This window comes from Terriglobales bacterium, from assembly GCA_035651655.1.
GTDB lineage: Bacteria > Acidobacteriota > Terriglobia > Terriglobales > Acidobacteriaceae > DASRFG01.
On sequence record DASRFG010000028.1, the window covers coordinates 35,126 to 50,925 of the forward strand.

At 57.9% G+C, this 15,800-nt stretch carries 15 protein-coding genes; 10 read left to right on the plus strand and 5 right to left on the minus strand.

The window, feature by feature from the left end:
- Window positions 1–65 precede the first annotated feature (65 nt).
- Window positions 66–944: a carboxylating nicotinate-nucleotide diphosphorylase gene (nadC, locus tag VFA76_13870; GenBank protein ID HZR32928.1), complete on the plus strand. Its 879-nt coding sequence runs from the start codon at window positions 66–68 to the stop codon at window positions 942–944.
- Between the two features lie 6 nt (window positions 945–950).
- Here the strand turns inward: nadC and VFA76_13875 are convergent, their stop codons facing one another.
- Window positions 951–1,397, minus strand: a complete 447-nt coding sequence (locus VFA76_13875) for a hypothetical protein (GenBank protein HZR32929.1) — start codon at window positions 1,395–1,397, stop codon at window positions 951–953.
- Between the two features lie 396 nt (window positions 1,398–1,793).
- On the opposite strand from VFA76_13875, the gene VFA76_13880 reads away from it, so the two are divergent.
- From VFA76_13880 to VFA76_13905, 6 genes are all read left to right on the plus strand, one after another.
- The gene (locus VFA76_13880) at window positions 1,794–2,546 is read left to right on the plus strand and encodes an SIMPL domain-containing protein (protein HZR32930.1); all 753 of its coding nucleotides are present in this window, start codon (window positions 1,794–1,796) and stop codon (window positions 2,544–2,546) included.
- A gap of 216 nt (window positions 2,547–2,762) precedes the next feature.
- On the plus strand, window positions 2,763–3,779 hold the full coding sequence (locus VFA76_13885; protein ID HZR32931.1) for a biotin--[acetyl-CoA-carboxylase] ligase: 1,017 nt from the start codon (window positions 2,763–2,765) through the stop codon (window positions 3,777–3,779).
- A gap of 23 nt (window positions 3,780–3,802) precedes the next feature.
- Complete coding sequence (locus VFA76_13890) at window positions 3,803–4,669, plus strand: type III pantothenate kinase (GenBank protein ID HZR32932.1); 867 nt, start codon at window positions 3,803–3,805, stop codon at window positions 4,667–4,669.
- Between the two features lie 2 nt (window positions 4,670–4,671).
- Entirely contained in the window at window positions 4,672–5,406 is a 735-nt protein-coding gene (locus VFA76_13895; protein ID HZR32933.1) for a hypothetical protein, read from the plus strand.
- Between the two features lie 31 nt (window positions 5,407–5,437).
- Complete coding sequence (gene rlmD, locus VFA76_13900) at window positions 5,438–6,805, plus strand: 23S rRNA (uracil(1939)-C(5))-methyltransferase RlmD (protein HZR32934.1); 1,368 nt, start codon at window positions 5,438–5,440, stop codon at window positions 6,803–6,805.
- Window positions 6,806–6,871: 66 nt separating this feature from the next.
- Entirely contained in the window at window positions 6,872–9,472 is a 2,601-nt protein-coding gene (locus VFA76_13905) for a ComEC/Rec2 family competence protein (protein HZR32935.1), read from the plus strand.
- On the opposite strand, the gene VFA76_13910 is transcribed toward VFA76_13905, so the two are convergent.
- Entirely contained in the window at window positions 9,444–9,776 is a 333-nt protein-coding gene (locus tag VFA76_13910) for a DUF2007 domain-containing protein (protein ID HZR32936.1), read from the minus strand. The genes VFA76_13905 and VFA76_13910 overlap by 29 nt on opposite strands.
- Before the next feature lie 278 nt (window positions 9,777–10,054).
- Between VFA76_13910 and VFA76_13915 the strand changes: the two genes are divergently transcribed.
- The 3 genes from VFA76_13915 (at window position 10,055) to VFA76_13925 (ending at window position 13,276) form a co-directional block, all read left to right on the plus strand.
- A complete protein-coding gene (locus tag VFA76_13915) occupies window positions 10,055–10,321 on the plus strand; it encodes a hypothetical protein (GenBank protein HZR32937.1) in 267 nt (88 codons plus the stop codon).
- A 71-nt stretch (window positions 10,322–10,392) separates the two neighbouring features.
- Entirely contained in the window at window positions 10,393–11,592 is a 1,200-nt protein-coding gene (locus VFA76_13920) for an acyltransferase (GenBank protein HZR32938.1), read from the plus strand.
- A 76-nt stretch (window positions 11,593–11,668) separates the two neighbouring features.
- Window positions 11,669–13,276, plus strand: a complete 1,608-nt coding sequence (locus tag VFA76_13925; GenBank protein ID HZR32939.1) for a hypothetical protein — start codon at window positions 11,669–11,671, stop codon at window positions 13,274–13,276.
- On the opposite strand, the gene VFA76_13930 is transcribed toward VFA76_13925, so the two are convergent.
- The 3 genes from VFA76_13930 to VFA76_13940 are packed head-to-tail and all read right to left on the minus strand — an operon-like array spanning window position 13,277 to window position 15,799.
- Complete coding sequence (locus VFA76_13930; protein HZR32940.1) at window positions 13,277–14,101, minus strand: DUF3108 domain-containing protein; 825 nt, start codon at window positions 14,099–14,101, stop codon at window positions 13,277–13,279. It lies immediately after the preceding gene.
- A complete protein-coding gene (locus VFA76_13935) occupies window positions 14,101–14,661 on the minus strand; it encodes an isoprenylcysteine carboxylmethyltransferase family protein (GenBank protein HZR32941.1) in 561 nt (186 codons plus the stop codon). The genes VFA76_13930 and VFA76_13935 overlap by 1 nt, the downstream gene beginning before the upstream one ends.
- Window positions 14,654–15,799, minus strand: coding sequence for a glycosyltransferase family 9 protein (locus VFA76_13940; protein ID HZR32942.1), 1,146 nt, complete (start codon window positions 15,797–15,799; stop codon window positions 14,654–14,656). Before VFA76_13940 ends, VFA76_13935 begins: the two co-directional genes overlap by 8 nt.
- Window position 15,800 lies beyond the last annotated feature (1 nt).

The window sequence follows — 15,800 nt, forward strand, 5'->3', positions numbered from 1 at the left end:
GTACTCAGTAGCCAGTCAAGCGAAGCCGCAGGCTGCACTCTGAGTAGTGAATACTGAGTACTGCCTTGGACTGGCAAAGCCGACGACTCACCGCGATCATTGAAAACGCGCTGCTCGAGGACCGGGCCACGCGCGATGCGACCACATACGCCTGCATAGATCCCCACCAGCGCGCCACCGGGACGATCGTTGCCAAACAGGATTGCATACTTTCCGGTATAGGCTCGGTGAGCCGCATTCTTGAGGTTTTCGCCAAGCTCGATGGAACGGTGACCGCGTATCCCGATGTCGCGAGCCACCCCGAGATTTTCGATGGTGTGCGCCTGCACCGCGGTCAGGCTGTGGCCGTCATTCGTCACAATGCGCGGGTGGTGCTCTCCTGCGAGCGGGTGATCCTGAATTTTATGCAGCGGCTCAGCGGCATCGCGACTCTTACTCGCAAGTTTGTGGACGCGGTGGCGGGAACCAAGGCCCGTATCCTCGACACGCGAAAGACTGTTCCCGGGCTGCGGATGCTTGACAAGTACGCCGTGCGCTGCGGTGGTGGCGAAAATCACCGCCTTGATCTGTCCGATGGAGTGCTCATCAAACATAATCATGTAGCCTTGGCGGGCGGCATCGGCCCGGCGTTGGAACGTGCCCAGCACAATCGGCGCGGCGAGCAGCCGCTGGAAGTGGAGGTCCGCTCGCTTAAGGAACTCGATGAGGCATTGCAACACGGGGCGGAGACCGTCCTGCTCGACAATATGAGTGTGGATGACGTACGCGCGGCGGTGCAGCGGGTTGCAAACCATACGCGTCGCGTGCAACTCGAATGTTCCGGAGGAATCACGCTGGAGAACGTGCGCGCCTATGCCGAGGCGGGTGTGGATTACATCTCAGTGGGCGCGCTTACGACTTCCGCCACCTCGGTGGACATGAGTCTTCGGGTTGCGCCGGTCTAAACCTGCTTACCTGTTATGTCGCAACTTGGCGATGCTGACACTCGCTTCGGCTTCGGACAGAGCATGGCGTGCCAGGGCCTTTTTTGCTTCCGGTGTCACCATCTGATCAAGGGTCATTAGTACCACGCCTTCGGCGAAGAAAGCCTTGTCCCAGTGCGCAAGCTTCAGTTCGTCTTTGGCTAAGTCAGCCGCGTTTTCATTGGCTCCGAGGATGAGTGTAAAACGTGGCCTGACCGGCGACGAAAGCCGGAATTCCCGCTGCACTGTTCGGGTTGCCACCAGGTAAATCTGGTCGGCCTCCTCTTGTGGCCACTTCTGCTGCTTTGCATTCTGCACCTCAAACAACTCCTGGGCGCAGCAGACGTGACATAGGCCGACGGTGAACAATATCGCCACGACCGGGATATGCAAAACACACCCAAGCACACCAACGGAACTGCGTACCCCGTTCACGATTCGTTCTCCTGTTCACAGTCAATACGTAAGACGGGGTACGGGTGAATTTGTCAACGACGCGAGCGATGGTGTAACGCGTCAGTTTGCGATTTCTCGCGTAACCTGTCAGCTGTTACAGGTTAGAACGGGGCAATGGATAAATTTGCACTTGTGAATTGCGCGGTAAAGAGCAATGAAAGCTGGTGGGACTGCTGAACCAGTGCCAGCCGATCAGCACGACGAAGACAACCGCTAATCCGATGCGAGGGTGAACCAACAGAAATTGTAGCCCGATTGTGCCAAGCCCAGCCCCGGTTCTCAAAAAATACGCTGCAAAATACCGAAGGTGCGTCGATCTTCTGGTATAAGAACATCGGTTGTTCCGGCTGGCCATATCTTGTGGGAGGCAGGCAAATGCGGCAAGTCGCGAGTCTGTTGTGCGTTCTGATGTTGACAATGCTGGCGGAAGCACAAGATCGCGCTATTCGGCCCACCGATGTCCTGAGCAGCATAACCGTAGAGGCTGATGGGCAGGTTGAGGCCGAACCGGATGTCGCCCAGATGCGATTTGACATCTCGGCTCAGGATCAATCGGCAAGAAACGCCTATGAGAAGGTAGCTAAGACATCGGACCAGATCCGGACAATCTTGAGAAGTAACGGAGTAGACTCGACGACCGCTGAGGTCGGCTCACTCTATTTCCAACCTTTGATTGAATACAAGAAGAACAAGCGAAAAATAGTGGCATACCGGGTCAAGAGCGCTGTGACGCTGAAGTTGCGAGACTTTGCGAAAGTGGGCGCAATTCTGCAGCAGCTTTCAGAGGGCGATATAACCGATTCTCAGTCGCTGAACTACATCCTGAGCAGCCTGGACTCAGCCAAGACCCGCGCGGCGGAGAATGCGATGCAGAAGGCACTTCGGGAAGCGACATCGGCGGCGAAAGCAGCTGGAGCGACGGTCGGATCCCTTATTAGTGCAACCGTGGATGTGCGTCAGCAAATCCGACCATTGCTCAATGCTGACTCAATCGGCAAGCTGGAAACGGTCGAGGTGAGCGCAGGTATGGCGAGCGCTCAGCCGCCACCTCCACCGCCAACGGCTGAGTTTACGCCACAAAGCGTGTCGATCTCCGCGCATGTGCGGGCAATCTTCTCGCTGAAATGAAACGAAGAGAGTCACTGGGCCCTGAAAACCCGCGCGGCATTGGCGCACCCCACAAACCTAGCCACGCCAGGGGTGCACTTTGATACCGGCTGGTCTTTGGCTTTTTGCAGACTTCTCCTTGATAATTCACTTATCCCCCGCTCCTCCACAGCTCGGCTGCGTTCGATTTCGAAAGCGCGCGCCGCTCTGCCCGCGGTCGCTCCGACTGATGCCCACTTGTGCCGCATCGTTCGCCTGCTAACAGATCACGCCACTGTTGTCATAAGCGGGACGAAGATCGCGGATGAAATCGGTACCAGCCGCTCAGAGGTTTGGCGACTCATACAACAATTGCGGGCCTCGGGAGTGGAGATTGCCGGCCATCCAGCCACGGGGTACCGCCTGCAAAAAGTTCCCGACCTGCTTCTGCCGGACAGCCTTTCGCCACTTATAAAGGGGACGGTCTTCGCCAACAGAATTCACCATTTCTTTCGCATCGGCTCTACGAATGTGGCTGCAATGGAAGCTGCTGCCGCAGGGGCGCCCGAAGGAGCCGTGTTCGTGGCCGAAGAACAGACCAGCGGACGCGGTCGAGGCGATCACGGCTGGCACTCCGCGCGTTCACAAGGCATTTACTGTTCGGTCATTCTGCGTCCGGCACTGGCTCCTGCGGATGTGCTGGTGTTATCGCTGGCCGCGGGGTTGGCGGTACGGGAGGCCGTGGCAGAGGTGATTGCCAGCACGAATGCTGACGCGCTCGAGAAGGCGAAATCGCAATTCAAACCGCCGCATCTCGATCTGCGCTGGCCCAACGATGTGCTGCTGAATGGCAAGAAATTCGCCGGCTTACTCACTGAGCTGACCGCAGAAGCCACGCGCGTTCGCTATGCGGTTTTAGGAGTAGGGCTCAACATTAATCAGTCCAGCTTTCCGGCGGAACTGGATGGGGTTGCCACCTCGCTGCGCATCGAGGCTGGACATAAGTTCTCGCGGGTGGAACTCGCCGCCGGTTTGTTAAAATCGCTTGATCGCGAATATCGCAGCTTGCTAAGCGGCGGAGCCCAGACACGCGACGCAATATTGCGTCGTTTCGAGTTGCATTCTTCCTACGCGCGCGGCCGACGCGTGCTGGTGGACGAGAACGGTGGATTCGAAGGCATAACTGCAGGTCTGGACGCCCGCGGCTTCCTGCTGGTTGAAACCGCCAACGGCATGCGGACGGTGATCTCAGGGGGCGTGCGCGCGCTGGATTAGGAACGGGGGTTCGGCAGTAAGACATGCTCTTAGTTCTTGACGTGGGTAATACCAACACGGTTTTGGGCGTCTTTGCGAAACCCGAGCAGGGCTTAGCGCAATACACGCGCCTGCTTGCCAACTGGCGCGTGGCCACTAATCGCACCCAGACTGTGGACGAGTACGGTGTTCTCTTCCGCAATCTTTTTGCTATGGCCAATATCGCGGTGGAGGAAATCCGTGGGATCGTGATCTCCTCCGTCGTACCGCCCATGGACTCAACTCTGCGCGAGGTCTGCGAGCGGTACTTCTCCACCAAGCCGCTTTTCATTGAGCCCGGCGTGCGCACGGGGATGCCCGTGCAATATGAGAACCCGTCCGAAGTGGGCGCCGATCGCATCGTGAACGGGGTTGCGGCATTTGAGAAGTACGGCGGGCCATGCATCGTGGTGGACTTCGGAACGGCGACAACGTTCGATGCCGTCTCGAAAAAAGGTGAATACCTTGGCGGCGTGATCGCGCCTGGAATCGGCATTTCAGCCGAGGCCTTATTCGAACGCACCGCGCGGCTGCCGCGTGTGGACATCCGCAAGCCCCTGCGCATTATCGGCACCAACACCGTGGGCAGCCTTCAGTCGGGGCTTTACTACGGATATCTCGGCTTGGTGGACGGCATTCTCGAACTTCTTTTGGGGGAAATGGGCAAAGAGACGAAGGTCGTCGCAACCGGTGGCCTTGCCTCCATGATCGGCAAAGGATCGAAGTACATCAGCGAGGTAGATGATCTGCTCACTCTCGAAGGGCTGCGCATCATCTGGGAGCGGAACGCCGCGTCGCGCAAAGGCGCCCACGACTCCGATGGCGAAAATAGTGGTAAGCGATCGCTCGACAAGAGCCGCGCCGCTCGCTAGCTGTGGATAACTACTTCAATTATTTCACCGAAATCGAAGAGCACTTTTGCCGCCGGCGGGGAACAACTCTATTGCTCTCCACCCTCGATTGGGCGTTGATTGAAACCTGGAAAGACGCTGGTATTCCTCTCGAAGCTGTCTTGCGGGGGGTTGACGAAAGTTTTGATAAGTACGAGCGCCGCCCATTCCGGACGCGCAAGATCAACAGCCTCGCCTATTGCGCACAAGAAGTGCTTTCTGCTGCCGAAGATATGAAAGAAGCAGCGGTGGGGAGTGAAACGCAGCCTGGAAATTCGTCTCAGGGGACACTGGCCGGAAGTGAGATTGCTGCGTTCTTCAAGAGGAATGCAAGTCATCTGGAAGCCACAGTTTCTGCGCCGGAAGCCAAGTCAGCGGAAGCCAAATCCGTGGTGCCCAAGGCTGCACACGAGGTGATCCGAGAGGCGGCTCATAGCCTTCGCCAGCTTGCCGGGGAATACGACTCACCGAACGCTCAGCCCCGCCTCGAAGACCTCGAGCGGCGCCTCACCGTAATGGAAGAGAAATTGTTTGCGGTTCTGCTGGCTGCCTCCGCCGACGAAGAACTGGTCGCTCTGCGCGCCGAAGCCGATCGCGAGCTAGCCCCCTACCGGCGGAAGATGCCTGCCGCACAGATTGATCAACTGCAGCGCCAGTACGTGCACAAGCGGCTACTGGAACGGCACGGCCTTCCGCGGCTAAGCCTTTTTTACCTGTAGTTCAACACGGAGAGCTTCTTGGGATTAGTCAGTGACTACTTCACATCGTTCCCTCTGTGCCTCCGTGGTGACCCTCAAGGCCGCCGTGCAACAATGGACTGTGCAACTGGAAATCGAAAAGCTCATCTACGGTGGCGACGGTCTGGCACGCCTTCCAGCGGATGACCAGGGACGCAGGAAGGCCGTATTTGTCCCCTTCGTTCTCGAAGGTGAGCAAGTCGAAGCCCGGCTTGACCAACACAAGCCAGAATTCGCGCGGGCGCACGTTGATCAAGTTCTGCGCCCGTCGCCGCATCGCATTGAGCCGAAATGCCCTTACTTCCACCGTTGCGGCGGATGTCACTACCAGCACACAACCTACGAGCACCAACTCGAAATTAAAGCTGCGATTCTCAAAGAGAGCCTCACTCGGATCGCGAAGTTCGAGTTGATGGCTGATCTGCAGGTGCACCCTTCACCACCCTGGAATTATCGGAATCGCACACGCATGCGAGTGCGGCCTAGTCCCTTCGCTCTCGGGTATAACCGCATGTGGTCGCACGTGTTCTTGGCGGTAGATCAATGCCCAATCAGCTCACCGCTGATCAATCGAGCTATTGCTGAAATCTGGGAACTCGGACGTACGGGCGTGTCTTTCGATCAGATTAGCGAAATCGAGTTTTTCGCCAGCGCAGAAGATTCTGAGCTGCAGATTGAGTTGCACCCCGCTGAAGACACCCCTGAGGCCGGCGAGGCCGCGCGCCACCTGACACCGCAGCTGGCAGGGAAGATTCCAGAGATGGCGACCGTCGCTGTGTCGGTTGCTGCGCCCATACCTCCCCGATCGCCGGAGGTCATTGTTGGGCCGGGCGCAATCTTTTACAAGACCCGAGACGCGGCATATCGCGTCAGCCCGGGTTCTTTCTTCCAAATCAATCGCTATCTGACAGACGAGCTCATCCAAATCGTAACCGCTGGTCGCACCGGCAACACAGCCATTGATTATTACGCCGGCGTCGGCCTGTTTGCGGTTCCACTGGCCAGGCGTTTTGAGCGCGTTATAGCCGTGGAGTCGTCACAGACATCGTTTTCCGACCTTCAGTACAATGCGCCGGCTAACATCCGGGCGGTGCAGGCTACCGCCGAGCAGCATCTGAAGAATGCGACGTCCAGTCAACAGAAAATTCGTGCCGATCTGGTGGTGGTTGATCCGCCACGAGGCGGGCTTGGGCAAACTGTGGCTCAAGCTCTGGGGCGGCTCGGACCTCCGCGAGTCACTTACGTCTCTTGCGATCCGGCGACGCTCGCCCGAGACCTCAAGGTACTGCTCGAGTTCGGGTACAAAGTGGAACAGGCGCACCTGGTGGACCTCTTCCCACAGACGTATCATTTGGAGACTGTGCTCAACCTCGTACGCTAGTTCGGCGGCATCCCTCAAGTTCACATTCTTCCTCCGCGAGCTCAACCCACTCAGAATCGGGAAGCTATGACGTCCCGTTCGAAGTTGCCGGCCAGGGACAGAGTCTTTCCACGCCAGCCGCTGTTTTATGCCGCGCTCGCATATGCTGCCGGAACGCTGGTTGGCGCTCGTCTGTGGCGGCCGCCGGTTTTCTGGATTGTCGCTATTGGGGTCGTCGCTCTGGGAGCAACTTACTTTTCTCGCCGTCGTCCCGTTTGGGCAACTGCATTAGGACTGGCCGGACTGGTGTTGCTCGGCGCTTTCATGATTGAGCTACGGGGCTCGGATGCGCCCAGCGATGCTGCTCTTGCTTTCACCGATGGAAACGAGGTGACACTCATCGGCCACGTCACCCAGGAGGGATTTGTTCGGGATGAGGGGTTTGGAAGGCAGCGACAGATCGTCGAACTTGAGAGCGAGCAGATTACTTCCGAAAGAACATCAACCAATCTACCTGCTGGAATCCGGCTGAGTCTGTTCTCCTCGCCCAAAAAGACGAGGTCCGCGCCTCCGGTCACAATGAAACAATTCCTTTACGGACAACGGCTGCGGCTGAAGGCCAAGCTAAGATCTCCCCGCAACTTCGGCAATGCGGGTGAATTCGACTACCGCAGCTATCTCCTGGATCGCGGAATCGTGGCGCTCGGTTCGGCGAACTCGGAAACAGTTGAGGTCTTGCCGGGATTCAAGGGTAGTCAAATTACTCTGTGGCGCAACCGTGCGCGGCGCAGCGTCCTGGAAAAGGTCCACCAGCTCTGGTCGCCGCTCGATGCCGCCCTGATTGACGCCATGGTGGTGGGCGAAATCTTTTTTATTGATCGCGACACCCGCGTGGACTACCAACGCTCCGGCACCTATCACATTCTGGTCGTCTCCGGGATGAACCTCGCAATTCTCGCGTTTGTAATCTTTTGGTGTCTGCGGCGCTTGCGTTTAAGCGAGTTCGCCGCGGCCATTCTCACGGTGCTGCTGGGTTTCGGATACGCCTACCTGTGCAATCTGGGAGTGCCGGTGTTGCGGTCCATCTTTATGCTGACCTTCTATCTCGGCGCGCGCCTGCTTTATCGTGACCGCGCACCGGTGAATAGCATAGGCGGGGCAGCGCTTGCCGTCCTGGTCATTGACCCGCGTTCGCTGCTCGATCCCAGCTTTCAGCTCACGTTTCTGGCCGTACTGGCGATCGCTGGAATCGGCCTGCCGTTGCTGGAGCGGACCTCGCAGCCCTATAGGCGGGCACTGCGGTTTCTTGATTCCGCCGATTATGACTTGAATTTCAAACCGTCACTGGCGCAAGTCCGCCTGGATCTGCGGATGATTGGCGGTCGGCTATCGCGGTTCGTCGGCCGGCGACTCGGGACGCTCGCCCCCGCCGCCGCTGGTGGATTCGTTCTCGCCGCTTACGAAGTGTTGCTGATTTCGGCGCTGATGCAGCTGGCCCTCGCCCTGCCGATGGCCTACTACTTTCATCGGGCCACCGCGGTGGCGCTGCCGGCGAATGTGTTGGTAGTGCCGCTCACAGAAGTGTTGATGCCGGCTGCGGTTTTGTCCGTGGGTCTGGGATATATCTCGCTCATGCTCGCTAAGTTGCCGGCACTGATCACCATGTTCGCCTTGCACGGCATAACTGGCACCGTAATCTTTCTTGGAACACTGCAAGTGGCGGACCTGCGTGTGCCAACTCCCAGCATTCCCGCCTGCATTAGCGCTGGGCTGGCGTTCGCTGTTGCGATGATGCTCGTCCGTCGCCGTAGCGTGCTTGTGGCCGCAGGTGTTGCCGCTCTCACCGCTAGCGCTATCTGGATAACTTCCATTCCGCCGCGCCCACAACTCCGCCGTGGGGCGATCGAGATGACAGCACTCGATGTGGGACAAGGCGACTCAACGCTCGTCGTATTTCCGGACGGCAAGACTCTCCTGGTTGACGCGGGCGGCAGCCTTGGAGATTGGGGCTCGGAGTTCGATTACGGAGAAGACGTCGTGGCGCCGTACTTGTGGTCGCGAGGCATCGCACATTTGGATGCCATCGCCCTCACTCACGGGCATGCCGACCACATTGGTGGAATGCGCAGTGTGCTTAAGGACTTTCGCCCGCGCGAGCTGTGGTTGGGCCCCAACCCAATGACTCATGCGCTGGCTGATCTGCTGCGCGAAGCGGCGGAACAGAGAGTGGTAGTCGTCCACCACGCTGCCGGCGATGCCTTCACTTTCGGTGGCGCCAAGGTGACCGTGCTGTCACCGCCTGCCGACTGGGAAACCCGTTTGCAACCACGAAACAATGATTCGCTAGCGATGAAATTCACTTTGGAACAAACCTCAATCGTGATGGAAGGGGACGCGGAAAAGCAGGCTGAGCACGGCATTGCACTTCAGCAAATTCATGCCGACGTTCTAAAAATCGCGCACAACGGCAGTACTACTTCCAGCACGCCTGAACTGCTCGACGCCGTTCAGCCGCATCTCGCCGTAATTTCGGTAGGAGTGCACAATTCGTTCAAGCACCCACGCCCGGAGGTATTGGCCCGCCTGGAAGCTCTTCACGTCCGGACTTATCGTACTGACCTCGACGGCGCCGTCACTTTCTATTTGGACGGGAAGCTGGTCAGGGTTCAGACGAGGGCTCTTCACTAGATTCTTCTTCCTCCCCCGAATCGAACCACTCACCGTCTTCGTCTTCGCCCGCCGCGGCGCTTTTGGCCCGTGATTCTTCAATCACTCTTCGGGCTTCATCGGCCTGCTCTGCCCGGACCAGGACTGAAACTCCACCAATCGGGAACAAGTCCTGGTCGGCATCGATGGACTGGGTGATGGCGTCGATCCCGGCAGACTCCAATAGGCCACGGACGATGAGCGCCTCCGCCTCCTGCTCACTCTCGAACACTTTGACCAGTTCCTCCTCGGGATCTACGTTAGGTTGATTGGGAGCAGTCGCCATGTTTCCTCCAGGGGGTTGGATGTGCAAACTACGGGTCATAGCTTACTCTTGCCCTTATTAAGGAAGCGAATGGTCTTGGACCGCAAACTTTGGTAATTGCAAGACCGTTGACTATCCGGTTTCATTTGACTGATTTAGCCATCCATTCCGTTGCCGAGCTTAAAAACGCAACATCGTCGGGCGGTAAATCATCAAATTAATAGTAGAATCCCCCTCAAGGTGCTGGGCGGTTGAACTTTTTTGTCGATGTTTACCAAGGTCAGGGGTGAGGAGCAGTAATGGGGAGCCACGAACCTGGGGAAGTTACTAATCAGCCGGGCAACGACGACGAAAATCGAAAAATCCGCCGCCTCCAGATCATGATGAACATGGTGATGTCGGTCATCAGCCAGGATACCGGACTCACTGTCGAGGAGGCCTCGGAACTGGTAGCCAATACCAAACGGGCCGCCCTGGCTATGTTCCCTGACAAAGAGTTCGCCTATGACATCATCTACAAGCCCCGCCTGCAACGCCTGATGAACGAACGCTTCAGGTTGCAATAAGCGCTGTTATCCTGCCCGTCCTGCCAGAGAGTTTTCTTGCGAACTCGAGCTATTCTGATTAATGTTGAGCGATGGGCGCCCCGCCTGTAGAAAGCGCGCCAGTCCTGCAATCGCCCCGAGCGCTGGTTTCGTCGCGTTTGAAGTCTATTGATCTGTTGCGCGGTTGCGCCGCCCTCTTTGTAGTCGTTCATCACGCATTCGAGCATGACTTTGACTTCAGTTCTACCCCACTCTGGTACCGTTTCTTGCGAGCGTTCGCCGCGCAGGGCTACCTGGGAGTTCCTCTCTTTTTTGTTATTTCGGGATTCTGTATTCACCTGCAATACGCACGCAGTCTGGTTTCGGGGCAGAAGCCCAGCGTGGGGTTCGTGAGTTTCTGGAAGCGCCGACTCCATCGCCTCTATCCCCCTTATTTCGCCGCGCTTTGCGCCAGCATGTTGATCGTCGTTGCTGCCTACCTGGCAGGGATACATTCGGGATTGCTCGACCTCTATCCGCTTCCTCGTGGCCGCTGGATGGTGTTCGATTTTCTCGCTCACGTCACCATGCTTCACGGTCTGATCCCGAGCCTTGACCAAATGGGCGGGAACGCGGCATTTTGGACGCTGGCTCGCGAAGAGTACCTGTATCTGCTCTACTTTTTCGTCTTAGCCTGGAGGAAAAGATGGGGTCTTCAGGTTGCGATGGCGTTGGTTTTGTTCAGCGGTTTCGCGTTTCACTTCGCATTCCTTCCTTTCGTCCCGCGGTCTTCAAGGTGGTGGTACATCATTGACACCTCCGCAATTGTGCTTTGGATTCAGTGGTGCCTGGGGATGGTGGCGGTGGAGGCCTACTACGGCATTATCAAGCTGCCGTGGTGGCTCTCCCAATTATGGATTGCAGCCTTGGTGGCACCGTTAGCCAAGCTTAGCGAGACGTATCGCCACGAGCTTTCGCCTGCTCTTTGGGCGCTCACCTTCTTCATGGTTGTGAACTACTGCGTCAGGAAAGAGTCCACAGGGCGCCTGCCGGCTTCAGGCGTCTTTGCCTGGCTGGCTGCGGTAGGAGTGTTTTCTTACTCCCTCTACTTGATTCACGGTCCACTGCAACAGGTGATGTATGGGGTGCTTACGCGATCCCATGTAACGGTCACATTGGGTGTATCCGTCCTCTTTGCTCTGCTGACTATTGTCGCGAGTTACTACGGAGCTCGGGTGTTCTTTTATCTGGTAGAGAGGCGATTCCTAAATCCCCGGACACGGGTGGCGGTGGCAGCTTCGCGCACCGTCTGAGATGGCCTGGCTCGCACTTCCTGCCCATTGACCCTCGCCCCGACGCCGCATAAACTCCATTTCTCGGGAGTTTCCAATGCGAAAACGTCTCCTGCCGTCTCTTGGGGCTGCTTTGCTGTTGCCCTTCTTATTTCTCCAGATTAGCGCGCTCGCGGATGACGAGCACGAAGGTCACCACCATTCCGGGGGAGAAGACCTGGGCAACGTGAACTTCCCAGTGTCATGTTCGGCGGCCGCGCAGGCAACATTCACCCGAGGTGTAGCCCTGCTGCACTCCTTCTGGTACGAGGAGGCGGAAAAGGCGTTCAACAGCGTTGCCCAACAGGACAAGCACTGCGCAATGGCCCACTGGGGAGTAGCTATGAGTCTCTGGCATCCGCTATGGGAGCATCCCAGTTCAGACAGCCTCAAGCAGGGATGGGATGCGCTGAAAAAGGCCACGTCCATGGGCGCTAAGACGGATCGTGAGCGCGACTACATCAGCGCCCTCCGTGAGTTTTACCAGGACTCCGGCAAACTTGACCACGCCACCCGCGCCGGCAATTACGCTAATGCAATGGAAAAAGTGTACCAGCGCAATCCCGAAGACCATGAAGCGGCGATCTTTTACGCGCTGGCTCTGTTAGGCGCCGAGCCGGAGCATCATGTCTCGCTCGAACCTCGGAAGAAGGCTGCGGCCGTGCTGGAGAAGGTTTTTGCGGAAGAGCCGAATCATCCCGGCGTGGCCCACTACCTGATCCATTCCTATGACACGCCCCAGCTGGCGGCGCAAGGTCTGCCTGCGGCCCGCCGCTACGCCCAGATCGCCCCCGCGGCGCCGCACGCCCTGCACATGCCGTCTCATATCTTTAGCCGCTTGGGACTTTGGCAGGACGACATTAATTCCAATCTGGCCTCCGTGGCGGCCACGCGCAAGTCGGCGGCGATGCACATGGGCGGCGCAGGCCACCAGTTTCACGCCATGGATTTCCTGGTGTACGCATTTCTACAGAGCGGCAGCACGGGAAACGCCAAACGCGTCATAGAGGAAATGAAACGCACCACTTCGGAAATGGGCCAGTGGAACGACACTGCGGCAGTTTCGCAAGCGTCCTATGCGCTTGAAACCCGTGACTGGAAGGCTGCGGCGTCGCTGCCGGTTTACGACAGCACGGGCCCGCTGGCGAAAGCGTTCATCTACCGCGTGCGCGCCATGGGAGCGGCGCGAAAAGGGGACCGCTCCGCAACCCTCAAGGATGTGAAGCAAATTGAGGGGCTGGGAAAATCACTAGCCGGCAAGCACAAGAAGGACAGTTCTGAAGACGTGGACTTCAATCGTCGCGAGGCCGCTGCTTGGCTTGCCTTTGCTGAGGGAAAACCTGAGGACGCAGTCCAGCAGATGCGGGCCATTGCCGAGGATGAGGAGAAGACTGGCCCGGAGGCCAACCAGATGCCCGCTCGGGAAATGCTGGCTGACATGCTGCTCGAAACCAACCGTCGGCAACAGGCGCTGGCGGAATATGAAGCTGCCCTTAAGCTTACTCCCAACCGCTTCAACGGTATCTACGGTGCGGCACGCGCAGCCGAGCAGACAGGCAATTCGCAACTCGCGGCCACTTATTATTCGCAGCTGGTAAAGGTGAGCGATCCGCACTCGGAGCGCCCGGAACTGGAGCACGCGCGTAAATTACTGGCAAAAAACTAGCTAGTCGCGTTGCACGTTCGCTAACCGTAGCGTGAGAGTCCCCCAGCGCACCTTCACTCTAATCTGTACCAGCATGTGCTGCGCGTCATCGGAGTACCACGCCCACAGTCGTCCTTTGTTCTTCAGCGGTCCCGCGCTTGGCTCCAGAGCGATGCGAATGGCTTGAATGCTGCCCAGCGGCGTCTTCACCTGCTCGCGATTTTCCACCTGCGCAGCAATGTTGTTCGTGGGTCCGCCATCATTCAGGGGCAAACGGTAGACCGCCCCCGGGGCGAGCGGAAGCGAACCTAGATAGAGGAAGCCGGACATCAGGTCGGTTACACATTTGGGAATGTCATGTTCAACGTGCTTGAGATTTCCATTCTTCGGATTTCTCTCGTCGAACACACTCTTACCGCGGGCATAGTCGAAGCGCAGTTCAACTTCCCGTTTACGTGAGCCTTCATCCGTTTGCTTGGTGATTGCCGTGGAACAGAAGGTGTGCGGATCAATTGTGGTTTTGAAACGGTCGTGTACGGAGTACAGCATGTTTACAAAGCCCGCAGTATCCGCATTTACCACAGCATGGCGGAACTCACCCGAAGACTCTGTGCGCAGCGTAGCCGTACCCGCTGAGAACGAATGCCATTCAGCCTTGTAGACCCAGGTTTGATGAACGGGGAAGCGATAGTTCTGGGCCGGTGGGCGAATCTCAGCAATGGCTGCTGGGGAAACTGTGCCATTCGATGGCTTTGCTTCCTCATCTTTTGAGCCGGCAATCAGCAAGGTGGTCTCGGCAGCGATGACCAGCACAAATATGGCGGTGATACGCAAGCAAGGCCCCATTATTGATGCGCCAACCAGATCATCTTGGCCACTAGCGCAGCCATCATGCCTACTGCGCCCAGCACAGAATTGTACTCACGGTGCTGCCAGTATAAGTCGGTGGAAAAGTTGCTGCCCAGGGTACCCGTGGGCGAACCTGGCGTGCGCAGGCGGGGAACAAATCGCGGCACACGACGGGCGTATTCTTCGAATTGCGGGAACTGCTGCTGAAGGAATCTTTCTTCGGCATGAATCACGGGTAAGTACACAGCCACAAATATCACGATCATCCCAGCGCCGATCCACCAGCTACGCCCGGCAATCGCAAAGCCAGCTGCCAACATCAGTGAGCCCAGATACAAGGGATTGCGGGAATAGGCGTAGGGACCGCTCGTGGTCAACTCAGTATTTTTGCGAACGTGACCGGAGGCGAAGCCCCGCAGTAACAGTCCGGGAATGCAAACCAGCGCCCCGGCGATGATTGACTTCCAGGTTGGGTGCGCCAGCCAGAGGTAAACGGTCGCGAAACCGAAGCCTAGCGGCACGCGAATGCGGCGTGCAATGACGCTCCAACTAGGCAAGCCGAATCCCCAACAATTCCTTTGCGGCCCGCAGCACTTCCGCAGAGGTAATGGCGAGCAGCCCGGGATCGGTTTGCCGGCGGCGTGCGTGAGTGGTTTCGCTCGCCGGGTTGCGCAGCACGATGCTTCGAGTACCGAACGGTCCGTTGCGTACCGGGTTGGTGGGGCCAAAAATCCCAACTACAGGAACGTGTAAAGCGGCCGCCAGGTGCATGGGGCCGGTATCTCCGCCGATAAACAGTCGCGCGCGTCGAGTGAGAGCGATCAATTCACCCACCGAGCACGGCATTGCCCGCGCGGCTCCCCCACTCGCAGCCTCGACCTGCTTGGCCAATTCTTCTTCGCCGGGTCCAAAGTTTACTATTGAAGGTACGCCGGAAATTGCGAGCCCCTGGGCGACTTCGCCATATCGCTCGGCTGGCCACTGCTTCGCGCCCCATCCCGCGCCCGGGTTCAGGATGGCAAAATTTCGCACACCACGATCCCGTAGCTCCCGTTCGCACTTCTCTTCCACAGCATCATCAATGGGGAATTCGACTTCCGGCAAACGCGCCGCCACACCTGCAAAGCTCGCGGCCAGCGAGACACTCTGCTCAATCACGTGATTTCCGCGACCCGCGGCAGTTTGAGTGTAGAAAACTCCAGCAGCGTGCTCCCGTGGTTCTTCAAAGCCGACATACCGCGCCGCTCCGGTGCAGCGCGCAAGCAGGGCGGTTTTGGCAGCTCCTTGAAAATCAATGGCGACATCGTATCTGGCATCATGCAGTTCGCGCCAACTCGCCAACATTCCCTTCCAGGTGGCACTTGAAAATGGTGCTGACCGCCAGGCCATGGTGTCCACTACATGCACCGCATCCACCAGCGGCTTTGCGAGGTTGGGGCGGCCGAAGCGGTCGCCACCAGGCATACACAGCAATTCGGCCCAACGCTCCTCGATGATCCAGCCGAGGGTTGCTTCGGGAAAGCTTTCGCGTAGCAAAGCGACGGCAGGCATAGTATGGATAACGTCGCCCATGGAACTCAGCCGGACAACGAGAATTCGGTTCACGGAGGCGGGTGAGGTTGCAGCGTTGGTGGGCGCGACAGGAGAATTCTCCTCCCGAGGCGCTACGACAAGTGACGAAAGCTCTGTCGGCATC

Bases quoted from the DNA above. Each gene is read 5' to 3' on its own strand.
- VFA76_13880 (HZR32930.1), top strand. From the start codon at position 1,794: ATGCGGCAAGTCGCGAGTCTGTTGTGCGTTCTGATGTTGACAATGCTG.
- VFA76_13890 (HZR32932.1), top strand. From the start codon at position 3,803: ATGCTCTTAGTTCTTGACGTGGGTAATACCAACACGGTTTTGGGCGTC.
- VFA76_13905 (HZR32935.1), top strand. From the start codon at position 6,872: ATGACGTCCCGTTCGAAGTTGCCGGCCAGGGACAGAGTCTTTCCACGC.
- VFA76_13910 (HZR32936.1), bottom strand. From the start codon at position 9,776: ATGGCGACTGCTCCCAATCAACCTAACGTAGATCCCGAGGAGGAACTG.
- VFA76_13915 (HZR32937.1), top strand. From the start codon at position 10,055: ATGGGGAGCCACGAACCTGGGGAAGTTACTAATCAGCCGGGCAACGAC.
- VFA76_13920 (HZR32938.1), top strand. From the start codon at position 10,393: ATGGGCGCCCCGCCTGTAGAAAGCGCGCCAGTCCTGCAATCGCCCCGA.
- VFA76_13925 (HZR32939.1), top strand. From the start codon at position 11,669: ATGCGAAAACGTCTCCTGCCGTCTCTTGGGGCTGCTTTGCTGTTGCCC.
- VFA76_13930 (HZR32940.1), bottom strand. From the start codon at position 14,101: ATGGGGCCTTGCTTGCGTATCACCGCCATATTTGTGCTGGTCATCGCT.
- VFA76_13940 (HZR32942.1), bottom strand. From the start codon at position 15,799: ATGCCGACAGAGCTTTCGTCACTTGTCGTAGCGCCTCGGGAGGAGAAT.